This window comes from Anabaena cylindrica UHCC 0172 (assembly GCF_034931625.1).
Taxonomy (GTDB): Bacteria; Cyanobacteriota; Cyanobacteriia; order Cyanobacteriales; family Nostocaceae; genus Anabaena; species Anabaena cylindrica_A.
Genome location: NZ_JAYGGY010000092.1, coordinates 1 through 26152, shown reverse-complemented (window position 1 = coordinate 26152; position 26152 = coordinate 1). Strand labels below are relative to the sequence as shown.

Sequence of the window (26152 nt, the reverse complement as noted above, 5' to 3'; positions counted from 1 at the left end):
GGGCAAAAGCGCATAGTGCTATTAAGTCCTCGCCGCACCACTACACACAACCCGAAAACCAATAAGGTAGTTGCCGAAGTAGTAGTAGCCGCGATAAGCAGAACGGCAATGCCCAGGAATGTTGAACCACGAACCACCGCGCAACAGCTTACTGTCATTACTCTCATTGTTGCTTATCCATGCGCTTCCGTCTGTAGGCGCACCCTCATAGTTACTATGCCAATCGTCTTGACACCACTCCCGGATGTTACCGTGCATATCGTATAATCCAAAGTTATTAGCTACTCCAAAGCTGCCTACTTCTGTTGTTTCTTTTCTGTAAATTCCTTTAACTCCATCGCCATACGCGTAATTACCATCATAATTAGCCAAATCCGTTGTAATCGTCTGTCCAAAGTGAAATGGCGTAGTAGTTCCCGCTCGACAAGCATATTCCCATTCTGCTTCACTAGGGAGGCGGTAGGTTCTACCTGTATATTGAGAAAGGCGTGAGCAAAACTCAACCGCATCTTCCCAAGAAACTTGCTCTACAGGGCGATTTGCACCTTTAAAATTAGATGGATCTTGCTTTAGCTGTCGGTTAATTTGGGGTAACTGTGCCGCAAATCGCCATTGTGCTTGCGTTACTTGATATTTACCCATAAAGAAGGGTTGCACTGTGACAGGATGCTGGGGACTTTCATCGTCTTGGTGTTCTAATTCCTCTGGAGGAGAACCCATGATAAAAGTGCCTCCGGGAATTGCCACCATTTCTAGCCCTATTGGTTTTAGCTGTGCTTGTTGTAATGGTAAATTTTTTAAAGTCTCATCTATTTCAGAAATTCGCTCATTAATTTTTATTATATTGAAATGAGTCTTTTGTTCATCAATAGTAGTTTGTTGATATGTTAAATTTTGTGATAACTCTTGTATAACTTTTGTTAGTTTATCTTTTTCTTCTGATAAATTTAATTTTTCTTTAAGCTTTTCTGACTCCTCAAAACCAACTTGGTTATTATTACCTAACAACTCTACAAAATAAAATGCTTGTTGTTTTTCTCTTTTAATAACTTGCCCATGAGCATCAACATTTACTACTTCAAAATCAAAGGGTTGTAACTCCTCTGTCTGCTCATCTGCTAGAGTGATAATTGCTACTTTAAACTTTAAAGATAACAGCGTAACTCCCATCTCTGCGGCTAATTTTGTACACTCATCCTGAATGGGTTGATTATCGAGTGTTTGCTGCACCCATTCTAATAACAATGGCTGAAAACCCTTTTCTGATAACAAGTCAGCATAACTTTCTACTAATGCTGCCCATCTAATTCGTTCTTTACCATCTGTGGAAGCTGTCAACTGTTGCAATTCTTGTTTGATAGCATTAATTACTTCATTTGCATCTGGACTTATGTAGGCTAATGCTGTCCATTTTGGCCGATTTCCAAAGACCAAAGCCCGATTGTTATCCTTGACTAGCAAACGACTGGCAATATACTCGGACATGAAATTAGCCAATTCTTTGAGTCGTTGTTCCCCAAACTCATTACATAAATCACTAAGTAAGCGATTTCTGGTTTTCCCCTCCATTTCATACAGGTCATAACCTATGGGTTGGCATAATCCTGATAGCAATACATCAGCTACCGCATACCAAGGAACATCAGAGACAAAATTCTCCCGCAAACAATAGAGTAAGTCTGAAGTGAGTGTAAGGGGAAAAGCAGCATGGTAGGCCAAATACAGCGCATTCGTTCCGTAGCGTCTCTCAAAAACCCGAAGGCGGCGTGTTGCTAAATCGTCTCTTTGCTCCGGCAACATTAGATTTGGGGATACATCTGCCATATTTTTATTTTACTCTCTTGGGGAATTTCTCTTGTTGCCCTTTGCAGACTGGCAGGTTCATAGGTTAACATCTTGCCATTGAGTACCGCATCAATTGTCCAGGCTGAAGTTTGCTCCCAGCGTTGAAACGGTAAAGGATTAAGCCAGATGATTTGGCGCACACATGGGGATAATGCCGTCAAAAACTTCGATATTCCCTGAATTCGCTCTTGGCTATGGGTGAATGTTGCGGCTCCAGCATCACTGAAAATTAAGGCAACGGTGCGATGACGATGTAGTTTTGGTAAAAGATTAGTCAGGGGTTCGGCTTGGGCTGGATGATACCAATGATAAAGATATTTGTCAGGATAATTAGTAAACCGATAAATTTTAGCAGGTGTAATTCTAGCTTCTTTAATTGCTTGAATGAAGGGATTAAGTACCGGAAAAAACGGTATCATTGCCGAACTATCATCTATCAGCAGTAAAAGTTCTGCCCGTCGAGTTCGTACCGGACACATTACCACATCACTAAAATTGCCTTCCCGTTCAATTTGAACCAGAGTTGCTTCCAGATCCAGTTCATAATCCAAACCAACCTGTTTTGCTTGTCGTAGTAAACGCCAACTTACCTGAACATCCTGCAATTGAATAGGAAAATCAGTGGGGTTAAAATGAAATTCTTTTCCCTTTCTAGCATCCTCAAACAGTGTAGATACTTGTTTTTTAGGGTTTGGTGTAGTTCCAGTTTGAACAGCAGTCGGAACTTGCACTTTATCCCGTTCCTCAGTTGATGGACTCTTGCTGCGGAGAGGAATTCGGGGGGGAATTTGGGGCAGATTTGATAAAGGTTTTAGAGCTTGTGGAGGTTTTGGCTCTTTTGCAGGGAGCGGCACTGGCATTTTATCATGATGCTGCTGGATATAGCGTTCAAAGGTGAGGTCAAAAATCTTGCCATCATAGTTAGCACAAGGTTTAACCCACAATAACCGACAGACCCGTTTAATATCTTGCCATCCACCTAATCCATATCCCTGAGTAACTGCTTTTCGCAATAGATCATACTGCTCTATTGTTAGAGCCATTCCCGCTTTTCGCAATTCTTGGAATAAATCTAATAATAAAAAATCCAGGACAACAGATTGAAAACTACTCATAATATTTACGTTCAAGGTCTTTTATTTTGTGAGTACAATTCCTGATCTTGCTTAGTCTTCAGAAGTATTCCCAGTAAAGGTAATCGGTTAGATAAATCCTCTAAATCCTTTAATGCTTTCTCAACATCCTCTCGATTTAAAAGAGCAGTCAGAAACTCTATAAATTCACTTGTTCCCGGTGGTCTACTTCCCGGAACGTTTTCTATCTTGCTGCGAATATCATAAAAGCGTTCTATTGCTTTTGTTACCAATAATTCTTGATTTTCTGCCAATTCGCCAAATCGTTGCTTAATAATATTCTTTAAATGCTTTTGTTCGGGAAAATTCACAAAGAAATACAAACACCGACGAAGAAAGGGTTCTGGTAATGGTTTTTCTCGATTACTGGTAATAAAAATAATTGGCTTATTCTTAGGTGTAGGAAAGTCTTCTCTAGTTTCAGGTATTTCAAAGCGTAATTGGTCTAATTCAAGTAATAAATCATTAGCAAAATCACTATCTGCTTTGTCAATTTCATCAATCAATAAAATAGGACGATGGGAATGTTCTGTTAATGACTGACCTAATGCTGCCAATTTTCGATAATTTTTCTTGTCTTTTAATCGTGTCCTTAATTGTTCAATTTCTCCATCTTCCAAAAAATTTTGTACTTCGTTGAGGTTAGTTCCTATTAATTGAGCATCTCGTAATCTAGCGATCGCATCATAACTATACAATCCATCACGGGCGCGGGTTGTAGATTTAATATTCCAAATATAATAATCCCACCATTTTTCTTCACTCTGTTTATTTTCCGGGTTTTGTTGACGCTGTTTATTTTTATCGTTTTGCAGATACTTCTTAGTAAACTCATAAGCAACTGCTCCAGCTAGGCGAGTTTTACCACAACCGGGTTCTCCCTCTAATAATAATGGGCGCTCCAGTGCGATCGCTAAATTAACCGCTTCTATTAAATCAGGGCTAGGTAGATAAGGATAATATACTCGTTCCTTTGGGTCTTTAGCCCCGCTTTGAGGAGGTTGGGAATCTCCTATGTATTGATACTTTATCTCTTGTTTTTTGTTCATTTTAGTATTTCCACATTGTTTCAATTTCGGCAATCCCATTGGTAAAATTAAATATGTTTTCGCAAATATTATATATTACATTTTCAGGAACCTCTCCCCAACAGGGAATAACATTATTTAAAAGCTTGTCTATATGATTTTGTTCATTGAATTTGAGTGATGATAATACTTCGTTTTTCTGCAACCACTCCTGTACATCCTTTGGTGGTAATTTATCCATTGGTGATAGCAAAAAAATATCTTTAGGTTCTGTATTTTTAATAAGCTTTTGCTTGATTCTATTTAGATTTGGCTTAATAAAATTAAATTTTTGTTCTTGACTACAAAATTTATTGCTGTACTCTGTAGGTTCTGCTATCAGCAATAATACAAGACGTGATTGAATTTTACTGCCTTTTCTTGAACGTACTTTATTGACTAAATTATGCCAAAAGTCAAAAATTTTATCAATCGTTTCCTGATCTAGAAAATTTAACTTACGCATAATAATAATTATAGTTTTAGTCTGACATAAATTAGCTAAATCATCAACTATAGATGTAAAATTAGGATTTTCTTCTGTGGAAATATCTTTGAATTCATGCCAAAAATTTTCAATGCTTGAGCTTACAGCATATGATTGAAAATCAATTAAATTTTTTCTGGCATTAATAGAATTTGGTACATGATAAATTAATCGCTCAATAAGCCAATTTTGAACCCTTACATTTGGCGCTTGAATTAGAAACGCTACCTCCTTGAGCTTAATTAATTCTTTAAAGTAGCTTTCATCAGTAGAATAATTTAATGAGCGTAATAATTTTAAACCTGTTTCTGTAGTTATTACAGTTGGTGTATTGTGTTCAAATATGCAAGACTCGAATTCATTAAAAACTTGTAAATTTATTTGTTTAATTTTTTCTAGCAATTTATCTATTTCCATATGTTTATTAGCATAATTAACTAATAGTCTTATTCGTTCACTTTGTTCTTGTCCATTTGTAAACTGATTATAAACATAGTTAAAATTATCAAAAACCAAGTTATTAAACTCTTCTAAGACTAAAGCCTTTTCGACTAGTTTACGAATTGCTCCAATATTATACTCCATTGATTATTCCCCTACCCCCGAATAATCCAATAGTTCCCACCTATTGAAGGTTCTAATCTACCCTGTCGTCGATTGGGAGGTGTATTGTGAATTAATAAGTCACGAATATCTTCTAGTAAAGTACGAGCATCAGCAAAATAACCATGTCCCAAAAAAGTTAAATCAATCTTAGAAACTTGTATAGTATCTATTCCCTCAACAACTGTAACAGGTGGAAAGAAACCAACACGGGGATAATCATGAATAATCCCTGATAAAGATAAAGCTTTATCTTTAGAAGAAACGTATAATGTTGTTCTTTCAGCCAATGTATGATAAGCCTTAGCTAAGTCTCTAAATAAATCTGGGTCAACATCAGGAGCAGCTAGAACAATTTGCCCAAAGGGAACTTCACTTGCTGCTTGAACTTGAGCTAAAATTCGTTGCATTGCTCTAAGTAAGCCTCTATTTCCCATGCTATGAGCAATAATATGAATTTTGCCAATCTGGGTTTTTTGAGATAAGTTCAGTAAAAACTCAGCAATATATTGTTCACTAGCTTCAATTGTGGCTTCATCTGCTGTATAACCCATCAATTTAGCTTGTGATGGCCAACTATAAAACGCCATAATTCCTGGAACTTGTAAATCAAACCCAATTTGTGCTGCTCTTAATGCTGCATCTTCAAAACTAACATTAAATCCATGAATAAAAACTAAGGCAGAATTTTCATCTGGTTCATGTTCCTGTAAAGCTTTTTGCACACTATCCCAAAACATGATTTCATCTAAAACTTTTAAACTTTCTGGCTGAAGTTTAAGACGGTCATCAGTTGAGGTTAACAATCTTTGCCACCAAGGAGAACCTGTAGAACCAATTTTATGAGATTCAGGAACAGCTACTTGACAAATACCATAGTGAATTTGTCCATCTCTCTCTTTTGAAAAACCTTTCGATATATCTTGTATATCAACAGGTTTACGATTTGTGCCAAACCATAGAGGATATAGAGTTGCCGTTGAAGTATGGGGATGTAGAGTTTCTAGTACTATTAAATCACTACGAGTGATTCTCTGTTTAACTACTTCTTCTAATTGAGATTGAAAGATTAAAGTATCACGGGTAATAAAATGAGGAACTTGATTATCGGGTAATTGTAATATTTTAATTTCATTTCTACCCAGTTCAAATGCACTATAATAGCCTCTACCAAATCCTAATCCTCGATAAAAGCCTCCAGCAAATCTTAAAGCGGATTCATCATCAATTTCTTTATCCATGCCAATGACACAACTGACCTGCTCTGCTATTGCATCGGCTTTTTCTAGGGAAAAACAAGCGTTAAGCACTACACATTCTATGCGTCCTCCCACAGTAGATAATAATTCGGCTAATGTCTCTATAGAAACAACCTGTGCTTGATCTTGACGATTATTTAAGATGATTTCACCATTGGAGTTACCATGACCACTAAAGTGAAGAATAATTGGCTCATATTGGAGCAAATATTTAGATAAATCTTCTATACAAGCAGTAGCTTCGTCTTTAACAATATACTGCCTTCCTATTTCATTTTCTTGTAATCTCTCCCTAATTAATTCTGCTTCTTTTTCTAATTGTAGTTTTTGGGTATTAATAGGATTAGCAGCAAGAATAAGAATATCACATCTATTGATTTTTGGTGGGAGATTATCTTCTTGGGTATTGGTAGGTGAGTTCTCAGGAATCCCTAATTTGGGTACATATTCTTCATAAACTATCGGATTAATATTTTTAATACTTTCGAGTAATTTATCTATTTCTCTATGTTTATCGGCATAATTAATTAAAGTTCGGATTCGCTGAGATTGTTCTTGTCCATTAGTAAATTGTCCCGCTACTTCAGGAAAATCATCAGAAACCAAGTCATTAAATTCTTCTGTAGTTAGAGCTTCTCTGATTAACTGCCGAATAAATTTTAGATCGTATGACATTATAATTTATTACTTATTTTCTCACTTTGACTAAGTTTTCTATTTCCCTGAGCCTTCTTTCCAACTCACCCACCCTCTGATTCAACGGTACATTGTCAGCACAACCAAGATACTGAGCGATCGCACTGACAACCACATCAGTTTTCGACGTGCCAGTTAGCTCAACATAGTTGTTGAGTTCTTGAAGGAGAGACGGAGGCATTCTGATAGCGATTTGTGGTTTGCTCATACCTGATGTTGCGTAACTATACGGCATACTACCAACTGTATAACAAAGTATTGCTAGTTCTAAACAATTCTTCACTCAAGTAGCGTCTTTCACATAAGCGATTGGCGATGCGATTGGCTACGCCAGTGCCGCAGGCAATCGCTAGTATCTTAGCCGAACTGCTTGCAGCGGCGATTCCTACGGATTGCACCCCTACCATATTCTTAAAGGAAATCTCAAATAAGCGATCGCCCCGCCCTCCTACCCCTACCATTTTCTTAAGGGAAACCAGGAAGACGTGAAAATTTTCTTAAGGGAAACTACAATATTACTTATGAGAATATAACTTGCGAGAATGCCTCTTCGGATAAGTAAATGAGTGAGTCTACCGATATAGATGAAATAAGTGCAGCTTCCCTAGGGTTGACTGCTCCTATTCCCATCACAGAACACCCCGCTGCTGTCTACCTTTCCTCCCTTTCCCCTGGTTCGCGTCCGGCAATGAAACAGGCACTGGATGCGATCGCTCAAATATTAACCAGCAATCAGTGTGATGCCATTACTCTTGATTGGGCTGAACTCAGGTATAAACATACAGCAACATTACGCTCTATACTGATGGAGAGGTATGCACCAGCCACGGCTAATAAAATGCTGAGTGCGTTAAGGAGAGTCTTGAGAGAAGCATTACGTTTGGAATTAATGGATGCTAGGGACTTTGAGCGGGCGGTAGACATCGCTAATATTAAGGTGTCTAAGGAATTACAGGGGCGTTATCTGGGTGCAGATGAAATTAATGCCCTGATGCAAGTATGTTTTAGTGACCCTACCCCCATCGGTTATAGAGATGCAGCCTTAATTGCCATTTTGCGGGGTACAGGGTTACGGCGGGGGGAAGCGGTGAATTTAATGTTGAGTGATTTGCACTCTGGCAGTATTAAAATCCGCAATGGTAAAGGTGGTAAAGATAGAACTGTTTATTTACCAGATACAGCTGTGACGGTGGTGGAGGATTGGTTAAAAATTAGGGGACCAGAAGCTGGGGCTTTAATTTGTCGTATCAATAAAGCCGGGGCTGTAACCTTGAAGCAATTAACACCCCAAGCGGTGCTGTTCATTTTGGAGAAACGGGGTAAGGAAGCTGGTGTAGAAAATTTCTCTGCTCACGATTTTAGAAGAACTTTTATCTCTGAGTTGTTAGATTCTACTGATATCGTCACTGTGCAGAAATTAGCCGGTCACGCTTCACCAGAACTCACGTCAAGATATGACCGCCGGGGTGAGGAAGTTAAACAACGGGCTGTACAGTCTATTATTGTTCCTAAACGGAAGTAATGGCATCTGCTAATTTAGAACTGGCAATTATTGTTGTTTTAACCAAACTTCCAAATCGGCTATTGTTGCCAAATTGAATAAAACATTTCTCAAATCTTCTAATTTTTGCAGGGGTAATACCCGAATTTCTTCTATTAGTAATGAATTAACGTCACCGAAGCGATAATTTAGAAAACTGGTAATCCATTTTACAGCTTCTTGCTTTTCACCCTTTTGTAAAATATCCTGATAAATTACTGACTCTTGCATAATATCCTCCCGTAAAAATTGGCGAATCAAATCTTTTTCAAATTTTAAGCCCGCTAAAATCTCTGTGCATCCTGCTATATTCTGTCTTTCTTCCCTGTTAGGAATTTTAGCAATTTTTTCAGCAACCTGCGCTAGTAATGTAGATGGTGAATTGGTGCGGGTCAGTGGTGCAAGTGGTAATAATGCCGGATTATCCAGAAATAATGCTGAGTCTTGTTCCCACATCCTAATCACACGATAGCGATGTATGGTGGTTTCATCTCTAAATTCCTCTGTAAAAACTACTTCGTTATCAGTTTCTTGCAAAAATATTAATACCTGAATTACAGGAGATTTATATTGACGTTTTAACCTGACAGAATAATCTAGCATTCGGAAATTTAGAGGTGTTTTCGACTTGGGTAAAGTCTGAAATTCAATATGCAGAATTATGTTATCTGTTTGCAAAAAACTCACAGAATCAGCGCGAATTGGTTCTAAGGTTAGTTCAGTTTTGAGGACTTCTACTTGTTGCGGTTCTGTTGCTAGTAACCACCGGATAAATTCGGTTGGATACTGTTCTGATAAATACTTGCAAGCGTTATCGTAGCTCAATTTAGTAATTAGTGAAAATAGATTTTATGACTATTTATTATACACTTTATTGAGGAAATTTTAAATCAAACTTTATCACTGATTTAACTGATTTAACTGATTTAACTGATTTAAGGATATGATAGTAGTGGAAAATGAGCTTTCTACTGCCTCACTGGATAATACAACCCATCTTTAGCCTGAAATTTCCACCCCAACCCACTTGGGTCACGATTTCTCGACCAACTCAGAAATTCCTGCTCAGTTTTGCTTTCCCGTTCTGTAATCAGACTTTGGGCAGTGACCCCCAATCTCTGCGCTAAATTTTCATTGGCAAAAGATTGTATTTCTACTGGTGGTTGTTGATACTGGTAGGCGTATCCTGAACGGCGGGGTCTAGAGTTACCACCACTGTATTTACCAGAAGCAAGCGATAGCGTAAGCGCTGCTGCAAGCAGTTCGCTCTATTTTCTCTAGTTGTTTTGCAAGAGTTTCGAGTTTAGCAAACACTACTTCATCTTGTTGGCAAAGATGCGCTTCCAATTGCCCCAGTTTTTCGTCAACTTGCTGTAATTCGGTGGTTGCTTCCAGTTCCAAGCTGCTATCAAATTGTGTAATCAATTCCTGTAATGCTTGCAGTAGCGCTGTTGTGTGACCGTTGCGGTGGATTTTGGCTAAATGTCGTACTACAGAAATTAGTACAGTAGGCACGCGAATCATTTCACTGGGTGGGGTGTTGTTGGCAGTCATGATATCTGAGGGTGATATCGACTATTGTAAACCCAAAGCTTCCCCCAAGAATTTTTGTAGGACAATAGCAGGGGTAGCGCTTGCGCTGCGAAGCGATCGCTTTAATCACCTACTAATAAATTTCCCCTAATAATCAAATACTATCATCCTTCCAGCCGCAGTTGTCGCAGTCCCAGTGAACCCGTGAGACATAATCTCTATTGAAAAAAGCACCACACTGGGGACAAGTGCCTGTAAACATGGGGTGGGTATCTAATATTTCTAATTGTTGTTCTGTGGTTAACAATGGCGGTTGTAAAATTAGTTCTCCATTGTAATAACTCGCGCCTTCTGGTTGCCACTGTTCCTCGACTTCTGCATTAGGGTCTTCTCTAAAGTCAATGCAACTATCACTCTCTACTCCCGATGGATGAACAGCACAAATAATGTAGGGGTTATGGGCATAGAGAAGACAGCGATAGCGAAGCGCTCCGTAGGAATCGCATTCTAGAATTTTAGGCATAATATCAATTTCCCTTAAGAATGGGAGGAAAGATAATAGTTTTTGAGTAAATATGTTTTGATTAAGGTAGACAGCTAAACCTACTCACCATGTCTACCAAAGTTCATTTAGTTAGTATTATTGAGAATGTTACCTTGTTGGTATTCTACACAGAATTGGATTGCTGGCAGTTCCGCTTAATTAGTGCTGGTGGTTCGGTATTCGGTGAGCGCAAACTTTACTACACCCCAGAAGCCGCAGAAAAAGCAGGGCGTGAGTGGATTTATCAGGGTTATTGATTCTTAAGGGATGGGAGCAGAGGAGTTAGGGAACCGCCATAGGCGATCGCTTGACAAACATCACTTGATTGATTTTTAACTGCTAATCAACTTTACCCAGTAAGATATGGATTAATAACAAGTAAGCCCTGAATATGTATAAACAAATCAATAAAATAATTGTTCTAGCGGTTACAACTTCAATAGTGAGTTTATTATTACCACAAGTAAGTATTGCTGCACCGAAAGGGTTTAAGACCCCCAGTGGTAATATTTTCTGTGAGCTACTTGAAGGTAGTGATACTACTAACAACAGTTTACGCTGTGAAATTGCTAGTTCACTCAAACCCAAACCTCCACAGCCCTACCCTGGATATTGTGAATTTGACTGGGGACGTGGTTTTTTACTACCTGCGACGAGTAAACCGGAAATTCTCTGTATTAGTGATACTATCTCTGACCCGAATAAATCTGTCCTTAATTATGGTCAAACTTGGAAAAATGGCGGGTTTAAGTGCATTTCTCAAAAAACCGGACTGACTTGTACTAACACTAATGACATTACTTTTTTCCTTAGTCGGGAAAAATGGCGGGTATTGGGTATCTCAAAATGAAGCTGTTTCATCAAGCGATGTTTGCGGGGGGCGAAGCTATCGCCGTAAACATTGCTCTTAATTTAGATTAACTGCCTCTAGTTTTTGCAGTATTGCATTATTTATCTGTTGGGCTTCTTCACTGGAAGTTGGCTTAACTACAAAAAACTGATTGACTCTATCTTGAATTTCTTGGGGTAAAGATTGGAATTTCTCAGCATTACCAATGACCAGCCGACGACCGGGGTAAGGGCTAAAATCTTCAAATAGTTCCATACCACAACTAATTAGCAACCCTGATAATTCACTAATTGGGTGAGCTTTGCGATTGTCTTCACTTGTATTAATTTCTGATGCTAAATAACCGCAAAACCAACTGAGGGTATCTATGTCTGTTTGCAGCGCAGCTATTACCTTAGAAAATATTGGCCGATTGAACTCTGGGGAATGATTATCAAAAATGTTGTCTAAGGCTTCTGGATATCGTTGGTGACAATACCTGATAGCCGATTCTGCTAATATGTCTAGTTTTGATTTCTTTGGGTTGCCAAATCCTTGACCCATATCATTACCTCTGTTTGTAGAGGAATTTTACCAGAATGTTTGTACCATTGGTTCATTCTTAGGGGATGGGGAGTAATGGGTGCGTGGGGTGCGATGCCTTCGGCACTGGCGTAGCCAATCGCTAATCGTTCCATAGGCGATCGCTTTTGCGGTAGGCATCTAATAAATTTCCCCCAAGAATCAAAACCTATAATTTAATACCTGCCTTTAGATAGATGATAAAAAGTTTTTCATGTTTTTGTGAGTTTTAATCTATGCCGCTGGGTAGATGATACTGGCGAGAAATCAAGGGTTTTACTGATTTTTAAGGTTGGGGGATAATTTATATTGCAAATATGCGGACTTTACTTAGAAGAAATTTTAATTTGTATAAAGCTGAAAATAGAGAATGTGTAAAAATCAGCTTATTTACCTGAAGTTAAGGATTGTCCTATTGCAATTATTTTTAAACGTGCTTATTATGGCAAAAGATATAATACTTGCTACATCAAGTAGTAAGGCTGATGCTAAAAAAACTAATTAAACAACCCGAAATTGGGGGGCTAATTCGGGAACTGCGGCTGTTGACTGGACTTACACAGGAACAATTTGCAGCTAGTTTAGGTGTCACCTATGGCACTATCAACCGCTGGGAGAATGGGCGATCGCAGCCCTCACCAATTGCCATGCAACTTATTCAGCAGAAGCTTGGGGAAGTTGGGGAACAGGGTCAGGAATTGTTACAGAAGTATTTGGCAGCTTAGAAAATAAGGCGAAAAGGAATTTACGTGAACACTGTACAAAGCACTTTTATAAGTCGAGCTAATCCTCAACAATTAAAAGCAATTCAGAATACTGAAGGTGCTTTGTTAATCATCGCTGGACCAGGTTCAGGTAAAACTTTTACCCTTGTTGAACGCATTGTTTATCTAATTACACACAAAGCTGTAAAACCTGAAAATTTATTAGTTGTTACTTTTACAGATAAAGCAGCCCAGGAATTAACCACTCGAATATCTAACCGTCTCAATCAAATTGGCATCCGCTTTAATCTCAATGAGATGTATTTAGGGACATTCCACTCAATTTGTTTACGGTGGCTGGAAGAGTATAGAGAGTTTACCCGACTCAAACGCAATTTTATCTTGATGGATCAGTTTGATCAGCAGTATTTTGTCTACAAACAATTATCTACTTATCAAGCGATCGCTAATCTTGATCTAGTAATTGGAGATAGACAACAGAGTGCGTGGAACAAAACAGAAAATTTGATGAGATGGATTAATACTGTCAGTGAAGAAGGGTTACATTCACAGATTTTAATTAATGCAACTCATGAAGAAGTGAAAGTATTAGGTCAGTGTTATGACCTTTACCAAAAGCAATTAGAGGAAGAAAACGCCTTAGACTTCTCAACAATTCAGTATGAAGCATTTAAATTACTAAAAAATCAACCTCAAGTTCTCAAGGAGTTACAGGAAAAAATTAGTTACTTGATGGTGGATGAGTACCAAGATACAAACACTATTCAAGAAATGATTTTAACTCTATTGGCTGGTGATAATCCTAATCTCTGTGTTGTGGGAGATGATGACCAGGGGTTATATCGTTTTCGGGGTGCAAGTATCCGTAATATTTTACAGTTTAAAGATAAATTCCCCAGTGGTCAGTGTCAGCAGGTAAAGTTAACTGTTAATTATCGCTCACATCCCAATATTATTGACTTCTATAACCGTTGGATGAGAGAGCAGGATTGGGAAGTTGATAATCAAGTTTTTAGATTTCAGAAACAGATTCAACCACGTCCTGATAACTTCCCAGAAGTACCAACGGTAATTAAGGTATCTGGGACAGATGAGCAAGAATGGAATGAGGAAATTTTAGCATTTTTACACAGTCTTAAAAATGAAGGACATTTAACAAACTGGAATCAAGTAGCTTTTTTGTTCAGGTCTGTTAAGAATGAGCAGGTTGTCAGGTTAGCTCAATTCTTAGAACAGGAAGGAATTAGTGTTTATTCGCCACGTTCTAATCAGTTTTTTGAACGGGAAGAAATAAGGCTAATGATTGGAGCTTTGATTTTTCTGTTTCCTCAATTCTCGGAAGTTAGAAAATGGAATGATGAAGCTCATTTAGAAATTTGGAATTACTATGATAATGACTGTTTTGGTTTATTCGCTAACGAACTGAGAAAACCTGAAAATTTAGATTTGCTCAAATGGGGCAGGAAAATAATTAAAACCCATTTGAATTTAGTAGAAAACACTAACTATGCTTTTTCTGGGTTATTTTATGAGTTGCTACAGTTCCCGTTATTTAGTCACTTTTTAGATGAAAAGTTCTTACATCAGAAGGGAATTATTAGCAGTCGAGCTATGCGAAATTTAGCCTTGTTTTCTCAGTTAATAGGTAAGTTTGAATATCTTAATCATATTAGTGTATTAACACCTCAATTTTTAGATAAAAATATTAGAGACTTATTCAATCAGTTTTTTAGATTCTTAAAGGATGGGGGAATTAATGAGTATGAAGACGAAGCTGAATATGCCCCTAGTGGTTGTGTCTCGTTTTTAACAATTCACCAATCTAAGGGTTTAGAGTTCCCGGTGGTGATTGTTAGTTCTTTAAATGCAGTCCCCCGTAAACAGTACAGTGATTTAAACGAGGTTTTAGAAAATAATTACTTTGCCCGTCCTCCTTTTGAACCAATAGAAGAAACCAAAAACTTTGATTTTTATCGGTTATTTTATACAGCATATTCACGAGCGCAAAATTTATTAGTTTTAACTTGTATTGAAAAGTCAGGAAAGGGACGCACACCCTCTAAATATTTTGCAGATTATTATGCAAGTATTCCTTACTGGAAACATCCATCTGTTGAATTAAGAAACTTACCTTTAGAGAAGATTAAGGATGTCAATCTTAAGAAAGAATATTCCTTTACCTCTCATTTAACTTTATACGAAAACTGTGCTGAACAATATCGCTTTTTTAAAGAATTAGAATTTGCTCCTATTCGTACCAGTCCAATTTTATTTGGTACATTGGTTCATCAAACTATTGAGGATATTCATAAAACTGTATTAAGAGGAGAAGAACATAAATTATCAGAAGCACAAATTACCAGTTGGTTTGATACTAATTATGCCTATTTAACCAAACGTGAAAAAGTTTATCTTGCTCCTGTTATTAAAAATGTAGCTTTACAGCAGGTGTTAAGTTATTACCGTCGGCGTAATGGTAACTGGTCTGTAATTAAGGAGGCTGAGGTTGATGTTTCTTTAGTCAAGGATGAATATATTTTAGCTGGGAGTGTAGATTTAATTGAGGGGAATAATAACACTGTTGAGATTATTGATTTTAAGTCTGAGAAAAAACCAGATATCAACAACCTCAAGGATAGGGATAAAATTAACCGCTATCGTCGTCAGTTAGAAGTTTATGCTCATATTGTGGAGGAGAGAACAGGTTTAAAGGTGAGTAAAACCCATCTTTATTATACTAGCGAAGAATCGGGGAATCCCTATATTAGTTTTTCAGTTGATGCTAAGTCTATTAATAGCACTATTGAAACTTTTGATAAGGTAGTGCATCGGATTGAACAGAAGGATTTTGGCATTCCTGAACGTCCTGTTAAAATCTGTAAGTCCTGCGATATGAAGTTTTATTGTGATACCAAAAATTGGTATTTTAAGGAGTAATTGATATGCAAGATTTAAGAAAAAAAGAAGCATTTGTTTATATTATAGAATCACCGAGTGATGAAGATATGCTTGATGGACTTACAGAAGGACGCTCTCTTGCATCAGCACTTGAATTAGCAGAGATCCGATATTGCTACAATTTGGTAACAACAAAAAACTCACTAAATATAGCACTTACTCAACGATTATTTAATGCTATAGCAGAAGAAAATAAGTTGCCAATACTTCATTTTAGTATGCACGGAAACCATCAGGGGATTGGGTTAACAGATAAAGAGTTTATTCAATGGCATGAACTATTGCCATTTATTGTGAAAATTAAAACATTTTTGGGAAATTATTCATCAGATTTATTAATTTGTATGTCTTCCTGCTATGGTAGTTTCGCTAATTGTATGGCAACAATGTATCCGGGAAATATTCCTTTTAAATTTTTAATAGGAAACAAAGAATCTGTACCTTGGAATGATGCAGCAGTAGCTTATATAACTTTTTATCATCTTCTATTTAAAGGATTACATCCTTATGAGTGTAAGGAAATTATGTGTAAGGCTTCTTATAATGATAAATTTGAATTATATGACGGCGAAGAAAGTCATTTTAACTGGATTTCATGTAATCAAAATCAGATACCAATAACACAAATAGCTAGAGAAATAGCCCAGACTTATATAAGACAACGCACTGACAGATAAATTTTGTTTATTTTTTACTATTCACTTAGGAATACAGATTAATGTTATGACTAACCAACCAGAACTCAACCTTAACTTAACCGATACTAAAAAGATTGACTCTATTGAAGATTATGAATTTGAGCCAATTAAAGGTTATCCTATGCTTCGTTGGCAGGGTAAACGCCCCTTTACGTCTACAGTTTATTATCCTGCTCAATTAAAGGAACGGCACGCTAATGAAGTTGATAACTGGATAAATAAGATTTTTTGGGGTGATAATCTTCAGGTAATGAGTCATTTATTAAAGGAGTTTAGGGGTAAGGTTAAGCTAGTTTATATTGACCCACCGTTTGATTCTAAGGCTGATTATAAAAAGAAAATTAGTTTAAAAGGTAAACAGGTAAATAATGACCAGACTGCTTTTGAGGAAAAGCAATATACAGATATTTGGAATAATGATGAATATTTACAATTTATGTATGAAAGATTGATTTTAATACGAGAATTGTTAGCTGAGGATGGAAGCATTTATGTACATTGTGATTCTCACAAATCTCATTATTTAAGAATTATCTTAGATGAAATTTTCGGACTGGATAATTTTCAAAATGAAATTGCTTGGAAAAGAACTACAGCTAGAAGCGATCAAAAAACTTATAATCATATACATGATGTAATTTTATTTTATACAAAATCCTTAAATAATTTTATTTGGAATCGCTTATTTACATCTTATGATAAAGAAAAAGTAGCAAAGCAGTATAGAACCGAAGAAATTACAGGTAGGTTATACCAAGCTATTACTTTAATAGTCCCTGGAATAAGAAACGGGTCATCAGGAAAACCTTGGCGTAATATTGATCCATCAATACAAGGAAATCATTGGAAGTATCCAATAGAAAAATTAGAAAAATTAGATAGTGAAGGGTATATATATTGGCCTTCAAAAGGAAATGTTCCTAGATTAAAACAATATTTAGATAAAATGCCAGGAATGCCTATTCAAAGTATTTGGGATGATATTTTATTAAGCTCAAATTCTAGTGAAAGACTGAATTACCCAACTCAAAAACCAGAAGCCCTACTAGAACGTATAATCCAAGCCTCATCAAACCCCGGCGATATCGTCTTCGACTGCTTTATGGGAAGCGGAACAACCCAAGCCGTAGCCATGAAACTAGGTCGTCGCTTTATTGGTGCAGATATTAACTTAGGTGCAGTGCAAATTACCACTAAAAGATTATTAGCGATCGCATCTGAAATCAACCAAGAAAATCAACAACAAAAATTAGAAGTTACTGAAGAAGAATCTTTAACTAAATACACCGGAATTGAGGTATATAACGTCAATCACTACGATGTTTTCAGAAACCCCATAGAGGCTAAAGAACTATTATTAGAAGCATTAGAAATTCAAAAACTAGAACAGGGTAGCCTATTTGATGGAGAAAAAGACGGGCGGATGATCAAGATTATGCCCGTTAACAGGATTGCAACACGCACTGATTTAAATGAACTGATAGCAGGATTTGACTATAAAGCCTTTGAAAAACGTCTAAAAGATGCACCTAACAAACCTGTAGAGAAGATTACTCTAATTTGTATGGGACATGAAGCAAACTTAGGTGACTTACTCCAAAAAGAAGTATTCCCTTACAAAATTGATGTAGAAGTAGTTGATATTCTCCGTGATAGGCAAGATATCCAATTTAAACGGGATTCAGAAGCCAAAATTACGGTTAACGGTAAATATCTAGTAATTGAGAAATTTTACCCAATGAACCTGTTACAAAAACTCAGTATGGAACAGGAAACGGTAGAAGATTGGCGGGAATTAGTTGAGTCAATCATGATTGATTGGAACTATGACGGAGCAATATTAGAACCTGCTTTAATAGATATTCCTGAAAAGAATGAACTGGTAAAAGGTAGGTACGAAATACCAGCAGATGCAGGAACAATTCGTGTAAAAATTACTGACTTACTCTCAGAATCATTAGAGGTAGAGGTGCAAAATGCCTAGAAAAAGTAGTAAGGCTGTTAACTTAGATTTTGCATTTTTTACGCATCTTCTGAGTTTCTACCAACAAAATAAAGGGCGTATTCGTCAAAATTACCGTAATCTCTCTAAACGCTTTTTAGATTACAATGACCCCGAAAACTCTAATGCTTTTTTGCGTCGTCCCCAGTTTGAAGCATTAGAAATGTATGTGTTTCTCAAAGAATTTTTAGACAATGCCCCTATTCATCAAATCTTTCAGGAGTGGGCAGCTAATGAAGGTAAATTTGAAGGTCGCACTATTGCAGAACGTTCAGGGCAGTTAGATATCTTTCAAGAAATATCTAAGGAACAATATGACGCAGTATTTAAACAAATGAGTTCTAATGCGCGTTCTTATGCTAACTATATTTTCGCCTTGACAATGGGGGTAGGTAAAACCATTCTCATGGCTACCTGTATCTTCTATGAATTTTTGTTAGCTAATAAATGGCCTAACGATAAAAAATATTGTCACAACGCCTTAGTTTTTGCACCTGATAAAACCGTTCTTCAGTCCCTAAGAGAAATTCAAACCTTTGACCTCAGAAAAGTTGTTCCTCCTAATTATGTTAACGTTCTCACTTCTCACATTAAGTTTCACTTTTTAGATGAATCTGGTGCAACTTTAACAATCTTAGATAAATCACGCTTTAATGTAATTATATCTAATACTCAAAAAATTATTCTCAAACGTCAAAATAAAGAGGCTACTGCTATTGAGAAATTTTTCAGTAGTGGTAAACCAACGTATCAGCCCAATAGTGTCTATGACAAAAATGCTGACCTTTATGGTTTTGATGAACCAGATGATGAAGGTTCTCTCACCACTAACCAACGGTTTGAAAAACTTAGACGAGTTACCCAACTAGGTATTTACATTGATGAAGCTCACCATGCTTTTGGTAATCAATTAGCTACTGATATGGGAGTCAAAGACAGTAAAACCAGTTTGCGTAATACCGTTGATGAACTTGCTGCTAGTTTAGCCAAGGCAGGAACTCAGGTTGTTGCTTGTTATAACTACACCGGAACACCCTATATTGGTAATCAAGTATTACCAGAAGTAGTTTACGCTTTTAGCCTACAAGATGCTATTGAAAAGAAATACTTAAAAAAAGTCAGAATCAACAGCTACAACAACACCCGTAATAATGAATTTGTTGATATTGCGATCGCTAACTTTATTGAAGAAACTAACAACCAACTCCATGAAGGGATGTTACCGAAACTTGCATTTTTTGCAGCCACGGTTGAGGAGTTACAGAAAGAACTAAAACCAGCCGTTGAAAAAGCACTAATTGATAGAGGGATTTCTACTAATAGCATTCTGGTTAACGTTGGTGATGAAAAAATTACCACTAATGACGATATTAGGGAATTTAACCGCCTGGACACTCCAGAATCAGATAAACAGTTCATTCTACTGGTTAACAAGGGAAGAGAAGGATGGAACTGTAGATCACTATTTGGGGTTGCTCTTTTCCGTCAACCCAAATCAAAAATCTTTGTTCTTCAAGCTACCATGCGCTGCTTACGAGCAATAGGAGATGCACAAGAAACGGGTTATGTATATCTTAGTGAGGACAACAAGCAAATTTTAGAAGATGAATTACAGCAGAATTTCCGTATCAGTATCGCTGAAATGGAAAGCAAAGGTAAGGATAAAGAAAAAGTAGAAGTTCGTGTTCTTAAACAGGAAAAAATTAAACTTAAACGAGTGCGTCGTCAGTTTACATTGAAAGAGAAAAATTTAGTCAATGGAATTAATCTTGAGTTAAAACAAGCATTAGACCCAAATAATCTTGAAAAATATCTTTTAATTCATACTCAACAGGAAGGTTTATCTTTGAGAGATGCTGCTAAAAGTAAGCAGAGAACTGAAGATATTACCTACATTCGACAGAAACGAAAGTTTAGTGAAATTTCCTTAGTTTCAGAGATTTCACGCTACTTAAATAAATCTTGTTTATTTATTGAAAACATCCTTGCAACCACCCAAGACACAACAGAAAACATATTAAATGCAGTAAATGAATTTAACGAACTTCTTTATGATTGGGTAATTCCTCGACTATTTAATGAACTCTATGAAATTGATGAATATGAGAAAAAAGAAGAATATGAAGTTGAATTAGTTAAGCTGTCAAAAGAAGGTTATTATCACGTTACAGCAGAAGTTGATAAAATTGTCCGTGCTAATGATCCATTAAATAAATCTTATCTTGATAAGAGCTTTCATTTAGATAATTATTGTTTTGACTCTTACCCAGAAAAAAGTCTGTTCATGAGACTGTTAACAGAAAACAAAATCAAGAAACTTTACTTTACAGGTATGCTCACACATGGACAATCTGATTTCTACGTTCAGTATATTGACCCTGAATCACATACTGTCAGAAGTTATTACCCTGACTTTCTCTTTCAAAAAGACAATGGTTGTTATGTAATTGTTGAGGTTAAAGGTGATGATCAATTTGATAATTCAGTGGTGCTGGCTAAAAAAGAATTTGCAGAACAACTTGCCTCTGCTAACGGTATGACATACACAATGATTAGAGCTAGTGATGTAAATAAAGGTGATTATACTTCTGTACTGAATGAATATTCATAATAAAAAAGCAATATCTTTATGAATATTTTCATGCGATCGCCCCTCACTCCCCACCCTCCCAATTCTTAAGGGAAACCAGAGGTAACGACCATGCCAGAAATTCATTTCAGGAGTTCTACCGGATTCCGTTCTTGAGGGAAATTAAAGGATGTGATCGCATTTGTTTAGTAAATATTGTTAATAATGATTGAAATGTAAAAATATGAGTGATGTAGTTTTTAAGGTAACTATTCCTAGTGACAATGATGGGTTTATTACCCTTCAATGCCCTTTTTGTAATGACAGGTTTAAACTAACAATTACAGACTTTGAGCGAGAAGATATTATTGAGATATTCTGTCCATATTGTGGACTGCGACATGAGCATAGTCATTTTCTTCGAGATGAAGTTATTGAACAAGCTCACATTATTGCTGAAAACTATGCTAAGTCTCTGATTAATACATGGACAAAAAATTTAGAGAGAAATTTTCAGCATAACAAGCATATAAAATTTAAAGCAGGTAAACCTTTCAAGATGGAAGATGAAAAATTTTTATTTGAACAAGAGGAATTAGAAACTAATGTTCTTCAATGTTGTCAATTAGCAGTTAAAACTAGACGTTTAAGCAAAGTCATTGGTATTTACTGTCCATGTTGTGGAGTAAGATAAAATGCAAGAAATTAAACTCACGAAACAGGAACTTCAAAAAATATCCTTGGATTTTAGAGATGTAGCAGGTCGTCTTATGAGAACAGGATATGAAGATGGGACAAGCAACTTAAAGAGGTTTATAAGATATATTGATAATGAACCCATAATTAATCAATTTATTCAACAACATAACTATTATCAGGTTTCTATTGAATCAATAATGAATAATTATCCAGAATTTAGTAATCCTATTCCTGATGAATCAGAGTCCGAAGAAATATCTTTTTTCTATCAATTATTAAAATATGCACTGCTAAAGTACGATTATTCCAACGGTTATTTAGATTTGGCTGATGCTTTTTGTGGACATTCAGCGAAATTTCAACAAACATTAGATAAGTTCAATTGCCGTGTTATTTTACCTTTTTATCGTCACATAGAAAAATATCTAACTAAATTACAAATTGATATAGAAGAAGCAGAAACTAATCAAGTTATTATACAAGTTCAAGGAGATAACTACGGCTATATGAATGGAATTAATATTGATAAATCAACAAGTATTCAAGCTGGTCGTGATGCGGTTGGTAATACAAGTAATTCTGAAGTCACTGGTTCAGTAACAAACACTGTGACATCTCAACAGAATACGAACTCGGATTTAACTGATATTGCCCAAGCGATCGCAGAGTTACGCCAACAAGTTAGCACCTTAGCAGCAAATAGGCAAAGTATAGCTAATGCAGCAATTGATGAAATAGAAGCTGTAGTAGATGACCCTACACTAACTAAAAATGTTGAAACTCCCTTATGGACACTCTGGGGTCTTGCTCAAGGAGCCGCAGGTTTTATTAATGCAGTCACAGCAGTTGCAGAAAGATTTGGAGTTCATTTTATTCAATCCTAGAGTGATCAGCGGTTATTTATTAAAAAGAGTTGTAATTAAGAAAGTTACATAAATATGGAAATGCAATTTATTAATTTAGATGACAGAAGTAGACAGTATATTGCGATCGCTCCCCTATCCCCACCAAATTCTTAAGGGAAAAATAAAGTAATGGCATATTGGTTATTTCAAGGTAATCCCAAATATTACCGAATCATGGACGGCATTAGAGACTTTGAGCAGATGCTGTGGTTAGTTACACGCTATGCCAAAGACATGGTTTCTGGTGATGGGGTACTGATTTGGATATCTGGTGCAGAAGCTGGAGTTTACGCCATAGCTGAAATTATTGAATCCCCTAAGAACGTCGCCACCCCTCCTGATATTGGTTATTGGATTGATACCAGTCGTGCCAGTAACAGAACCTATGCCAAGATTCGCTTCACCAGTAAGTTGTTAGAAAAACCAATATTGAGGAAAAACTTAAAACAAGACCCCGTACTACAGCATTTAATGGTTATTCGTGTACCCAATGGCACTAACTACAAAGTGACACCGAAGAATGGCAGCGTGTACATGAATTGAGAACTTAACACCCAATTCTTAGGGGAAATCTGGTGATGTCTACAACGAGTGAAGCGATCGCCACACACATTATAATTTTGTAATCAATTAGGTAGTTATTTTCATGAGTGACCCTATTACTTTAACTACATTTTTCGGAATTTCTAAAGCAGGGGGTGATATTTTCATAAAAATATCTCAGGCTTTAGGATTAATAGAATCTATTGAAAGTAAACTTGACTGCTTAATGCAGGTAGAATTTAATGCTGCTTGGAAAACACTTATTCAGGCGTGTAATTCTAGTGCATTGGAACAACAAAGAGATATTCTTATTAATGATGCCAGAAATGGTTTTAATAAAGCTACGTGCATTCAAAAGGGTGAAAAACTCTTTTCTGCTTACTTAGGTCTAGCAATTTGTCATTATTTACTTAATGATATGAATAATGTTAAAGCTGCTTTACTAGAGGCTACAAAAATTAGTATATACAGTGATATCTATCTACAAGAAAGAGATTCATCCTTTGGCTTTAATAAGTACGGTGTTGATTCAGCGATAAAAAGTTATAATCATGTATATATTTTAAATCTTATAAAAGGTATATTCGCATATCCATTGGTATCAGCGCAGACAAAAGAAATTAAAAAATATAATAAATTCAAAACCAATTCAGTTCGTGATATTGCTAAAAAAATCAATGCTGAACGAAAAATCATTACTTTAGTAACAAAAGCTGAACAGCCAAGTGATGTATTTAAACGCTTAGAAACAAAAGCATTGGAGTTAATAAGGTTGCAAAAAGAATGTCTGGAAATAGTAATTAATATTTGATTTTAAATATTTAGTGAGTCCAGGTCTAGCGCTTAGTGCGAAGCACAATGAATATTTGGAGTTAACATGAACAAAAAAATAGCCCTTGCAATAACTATATTTTCAGCTTTTTCTAATTTACCAACAGAAGTATCTTGGTCACAACAGGCTAATCCAGTTAATACTTTTGCAGGTGTAAAAATAGTTGAGATTGAGTCTGTATGTAGTAAAACTACAGTTGTCTGCGAATCATCGCTGCGGGTTTCCATTCAAAATACTACACGCCAACCGCAAAGATATTTAGTTATTAAAGCAGATATTTATGATAAAGAAAAGAGGAAATTAACTAATGACACTTGTTTTAGTGGTTATGAAATAATTGATATTGAAAAAAAATTACCTCCAGGTGCAAAAGTATCTACAAGAACTCACTTCAGAAAATACTTTGATTATGGCACTGCAAAAATAACCAAAGTTCAATGGTACGGACTCAAAAAGCCCGATCCTAACAAAGTATACCCAGAAATAGAGTATGAATGTCCCTAGTTTGGAGAAACTTCTGTAGTTTATGAATAGCGATCGCACTCCCACCAAATTCTTAAGGGAAAACAATCGATCGCAGATAACACCGACAAAGCTAATCCCGACTTTTTATTTTTAATGGAAACAAAGCAATGAATTTACTCACCAAGTTTAAACATTTTAGGAAAATCAATTACTTAGGCTTGCTAATGATATCGGCTTGCACTCCTGCATCGTCTCAAGGTCAACTGTTTACCTATAGAGAAGGAAACTTTAGTATATTCATGCCAGGTGCTATTCCAGAAGAAACAACTACAGCAATTCAAGGTATTACTGTACGCACTTGGACAACTGTTAAAAATGAATCCCTATATACAGTAGCCCATTCAAAATTTGCTAATAAAATTGCTCCTGACAAAAGGCAACAGGTTTTGCAAGCACTGATTAACGCTGCTACTAAAACAAATTTTAGCAAAGGTAAGAAATTATCTCAAACTGCTGTTAACAAAGATGGGTACAATTGTCAGGATTTTAGTTTAACAGGTGAACCAAGTGTTTCTGTCCAAGGAGAAGCCAAGAAAACAGGATTAAATATAAAAAGTAAATTGTATTACCAAAGAAATATGTTGTGCATAAAAGATGATCAGGTTGTTGAAGCAGTTGTGTTTACTCCATCCGATGAGGAACTTAAAAACAATGGCGCATCTTTTATCAAATCACTAAATCTAAAACCATAAAGCTTTTTCAGGTCTATTATCTGAAACTATTCTTAGGGGAAAACAAGCGATCGCACTCCCACCAAATTCTTAAGGGAAAAAGAGCGATCGCCCTCGTCCCTACTAAATTCTTAATAGAAGCTCTACCAGCACTGTAAAAAATGAGTGAAGCCCAAAAACCGCTAACCAAATTTAATCCATCAGGAGAAGAACAAAATCTAAATGCCAGTGCAATTGTAGTTCAAAGTTCTAGATTGAAGTATTTTATCGAATTAAGAACTACAGCACTAATTGATTATATGTTAAAAATATATACAACCAGTAGTTCTGCTTATACCAGAAAAAGTATTAGTGATTGGTTAAACATCAGAAATAAACCGGGATTTTATAAAGAATTATCGCCTAACTTACATTTAGCTTATGGAGATCAACGAGATGGACATGGTTCACAACATTGGTGGAAATTATTCTTCAATGAAGATTATAAACCAAGTATATTAATTCATATAAAAATTGAAATTAACTTAGTTAAAAGTCAAAATTCACCAGATGATAGTAACTCCCAATATCAATGGGGTGGTTTAAATTTTAGGTCAAAAACAGAAGTAAGAATAGCCCACGCCTTACACAGTCAAAGGATTTTATTCTTTGCCAATAGTCGGGCTTATATGGATTTAACTGATTTACCTATTTCTAATAGTGATAATCAATCTAAAGAGAGAGTAGAAATTGATTTTTTGGTATTTCATAAACAAAAGTGCATGATTCTAGAGGTTGATGGAGTCCACCACCAGGAAGCATCACAAAAAACTAGAGACTATATGTAGCGACCTGCAATACTAATCGGTCAAACCTGCAATCAAGGGATTTTCAAACCAGGATTAAATGCAACTATAAATACACTTCA

Annotated in this window: 26 protein-coding genes and 1 pseudogene; 15 read left to right on the top strand and 12 right to left on the bottom strand. The window is 36.2% G+C overall.

What is annotated here, in order from left to right:
* Positions 1-21: 21 nt before the first annotated feature.
* Genes VB713_RS20260 through VB713_RS20230 form a run of 7 tightly spaced genes read right to left on the bottom strand, consistent with a single transcriptional unit; the run spans position 22 to position 7551 of the window.
* Positions 22-1824, bottom strand: a complete 1803-nt coding sequence (locus tag VB713_RS20260; protein ID WP_323313308.1) for a formylglycine-generating enzyme family protein — start codon at positions 1822-1824, stop codon at positions 22-24.
* Positions 1800-2960, bottom strand: coding sequence for a hypothetical protein (locus VB713_RS20255; RefSeq protein ID WP_323313307.1), 1161 nt, complete (start codon positions 2958-2960; stop codon positions 1800-1802). The genes VB713_RS20260 and VB713_RS20255 overlap by 25 nt, the downstream gene beginning before the upstream one ends.
* A gap of 11 nt (positions 2961-2971) precedes the next feature.
* Positions 2972-4027, bottom strand: coding sequence for a MoxR family ATPase (locus tag VB713_RS20250; RefSeq protein WP_323313306.1), 1056 nt, complete (start codon positions 4025-4027; stop codon positions 2972-2974).
* Position 4028: 1 nt separating this feature from the next.
* The gene (locus tag VB713_RS20245) at positions 4029-5117 is read right to left on the bottom strand and encodes a hypothetical protein (RefSeq protein ID WP_323313305.1); all 1089 of its coding nucleotides are present in this window, start codon (positions 5115-5117) and stop codon (positions 4029-4031) included.
* 11 nt (positions 5118-5128) lie between these two features.
* Positions 5129-7069 carry an alpha/beta hydrolase gene (locus tag VB713_RS20240; protein ID WP_323313304.1) on the bottom strand — a complete coding sequence of 647 codons (1941 nt, stop codon included), beginning with the start codon at positions 7067-7069 and terminating at the stop codon, positions 5129-5131.
* A 13-nt stretch (positions 7070-7082) separates the two neighbouring features.
* Positions 7083-7298, bottom strand: coding sequence for a DNA-binding domain-containing protein (locus VB713_RS20235; protein ID WP_323313303.1), 216 nt, complete (start codon positions 7296-7298; stop codon positions 7083-7085).
* A gap of 28 nt (positions 7299-7326) precedes the next feature.
* Positions 7327-7551: a hypothetical protein gene (locus tag VB713_RS20230; protein ID WP_323313302.1), complete on the bottom strand. Its 225-nt coding sequence runs from the start codon at positions 7549-7551 to the stop codon at positions 7327-7329.
* Between the two features lie 101 nt (positions 7552-7652).
* On the opposite strand from VB713_RS20230, the gene VB713_RS20225 reads away from it, so the two are divergent.
* Positions 7653-8612: a site-specific integrase gene (locus tag VB713_RS20225; protein WP_323313301.1), complete on the top strand. Its 960-nt coding sequence runs from the start codon at positions 7653-7655 to the stop codon at positions 8610-8612.
* 27 nt (positions 8613-8639) lie between these two features.
* On the opposite strand, the gene VB713_RS20220 is transcribed toward VB713_RS20225, so the two are convergent.
* The 3 genes and pseudogenes from VB713_RS20220 to VB713_RS20210 form a co-directional block, all read right to left on the bottom strand.
* Positions 8640-9455, bottom strand: coding sequence for a DUF4351 domain-containing protein (locus VB713_RS20220; protein WP_323313300.1), 816 nt, complete (start codon positions 9453-9455; stop codon positions 8640-8642).
* 143 nt (positions 9456-9598) lie between these two features.
* A pseudogene (locus VB713_RS20215) lies at positions 9599-10184 on the bottom strand (hypothetical protein).
* A gap of 133 nt (positions 10185-10317) precedes the next feature.
* Positions 10318-10686, bottom strand: a complete 369-nt coding sequence (locus VB713_RS20210; protein ID WP_323313299.1) for a hypothetical protein — start codon at positions 10684-10686, stop codon at positions 10318-10320.
* An 89-nt stretch (positions 10687-10775) separates the two neighbouring features.
* Here VB713_RS20210 and VB713_RS20205 point away from each other — a divergent pair, with 89 nt between their 5' ends.
* The gene (locus tag VB713_RS20205; protein WP_323313298.1) at positions 10776-10964 is read left to right on the top strand and encodes a hypothetical protein; all 189 of its coding nucleotides are present in this window, start codon (positions 10776-10778) and stop codon (positions 10962-10964) included.
* 134 nt (positions 10965-11098) lie between these two features.
* Complete coding sequence (locus VB713_RS20200; RefSeq protein ID WP_323313297.1) at positions 11099-11557, top strand: DUF6636 domain-containing protein; 459 nt, start codon at positions 11099-11101, stop codon at positions 11555-11557.
* 57 nt (positions 11558-11614) lie between these two features.
* Here the strand turns inward: VB713_RS20200 and VB713_RS20195 are convergent, their stop codons facing one another.
* Both VB713_RS20195 and VB713_RS20190 read right to left on the bottom strand, forming a co-directional pair.
* Complete coding sequence (locus VB713_RS20195) at positions 11615-12100, bottom strand: hypothetical protein (RefSeq protein ID WP_323313296.1); 486 nt, start codon at positions 12098-12100, stop codon at positions 11615-11617.
* Between the two features lie 27 nt (positions 12101-12127).
* On the bottom strand, positions 12128-12259 hold the full coding sequence (locus VB713_RS20190; RefSeq protein WP_323313295.1) for a hypothetical protein: 132 nt from the start codon (positions 12257-12259) through the stop codon (positions 12128-12130).
* A gap of 344 nt (positions 12260-12603) precedes the next feature.
* Here VB713_RS20190 and VB713_RS20185 point away from each other — a divergent pair, with 344 nt between their 5' ends.
* From VB713_RS20185 to VB713_RS20130, 12 genes are all read left to right on the top strand, one after another.
* Positions 12604-12843 (top strand): helix-turn-helix transcriptional regulator, encoded by a 240-nt coding sequence (locus VB713_RS20185; protein WP_323313294.1) that lies wholly within the window; start codon positions 12604-12606, stop codon positions 12841-12843.
* Between the two features lie 24 nt (positions 12844-12867).
* A complete protein-coding gene (locus VB713_RS20180) occupies positions 12868-15780 on the top strand; it encodes an ATP-dependent DNA helicase (protein WP_323313293.1) in 2913 nt (970 codons plus the stop codon).
* Between the two features lie 5 nt (positions 15781-15785).
* On the top strand, positions 15786-16478 hold the full coding sequence (locus VB713_RS20175; protein ID WP_323313292.1) for a hypothetical protein: 693 nt from the start codon (positions 15786-15788) through the stop codon (positions 16476-16478).
* A gap of 46 nt (positions 16479-16524) precedes the next feature.
* Positions 16525-18483, top strand: a complete 1959-nt coding sequence (locus tag VB713_RS20170) for a site-specific DNA-methyltransferase (RefSeq protein WP_323313291.1) — start codon at positions 16525-16527, stop codon at positions 18481-18483.
* Positions 18476-21112, top strand: a complete 2637-nt coding sequence (locus VB713_RS20165; protein ID WP_323313290.1) for a TnsA endonuclease N-terminal domain-containing protein — start codon at positions 18476-18478, stop codon at positions 21110-21112. Before VB713_RS20170 ends, VB713_RS20165 begins: the two co-directional genes overlap by 8 nt.
* A 202-nt stretch (positions 21113-21314) precedes the next feature.
* Entirely contained in the window at positions 21315-21764 is a 450-nt protein-coding gene (locus VB713_RS20160; RefSeq protein WP_323313289.1) for a hypothetical protein, read from the top strand.
* A gap of 1 nt (position 21765) precedes the next feature.
* A complete protein-coding gene (locus tag VB713_RS20155) occupies positions 21766-22653 on the top strand; it encodes a hypothetical protein (protein ID WP_323313288.1) in 888 nt (295 codons plus the stop codon).
* 150 nt (positions 22654-22803) lie between these two features.
* Complete coding sequence (locus VB713_RS20150; RefSeq protein ID WP_323313287.1) at positions 22804-23217, top strand: EVE domain-containing protein; 414 nt, start codon at positions 22804-22806, stop codon at positions 23215-23217.
* Positions 23218-23320: 103 nt separating this feature from the next.
* A complete protein-coding gene (locus tag VB713_RS20145) occupies positions 23321-24028 on the top strand; it encodes a hypothetical protein (protein WP_323313286.1) in 708 nt (235 codons plus the stop codon).
* Between the two features lie 66 nt (positions 24029-24094).
* A complete protein-coding gene (locus VB713_RS20140) occupies positions 24095-24553 on the top strand; it encodes a hypothetical protein (RefSeq protein WP_323313285.1) in 459 nt (152 codons plus the stop codon).
* Positions 24554-24681: 128 nt separating this feature from the next.
* Positions 24682-25266 carry a hypothetical protein gene (locus VB713_RS20135; protein ID WP_323313284.1) on the top strand — a complete coding sequence of 195 codons (585 nt, stop codon included), beginning with the start codon at positions 24682-24684 and terminating at the stop codon, positions 25264-25266.
* Positions 25267-25406: 140 nt separating this feature from the next.
* Positions 25407-26072: a hypothetical protein gene (locus VB713_RS20130; RefSeq protein WP_323313283.1), complete on the top strand. Its 666-nt coding sequence runs from the start codon at positions 25407-25409 to the stop codon at positions 26070-26072.
* The last annotated feature ends 80 nt before the right edge of the window (positions 26073-26152 follow it).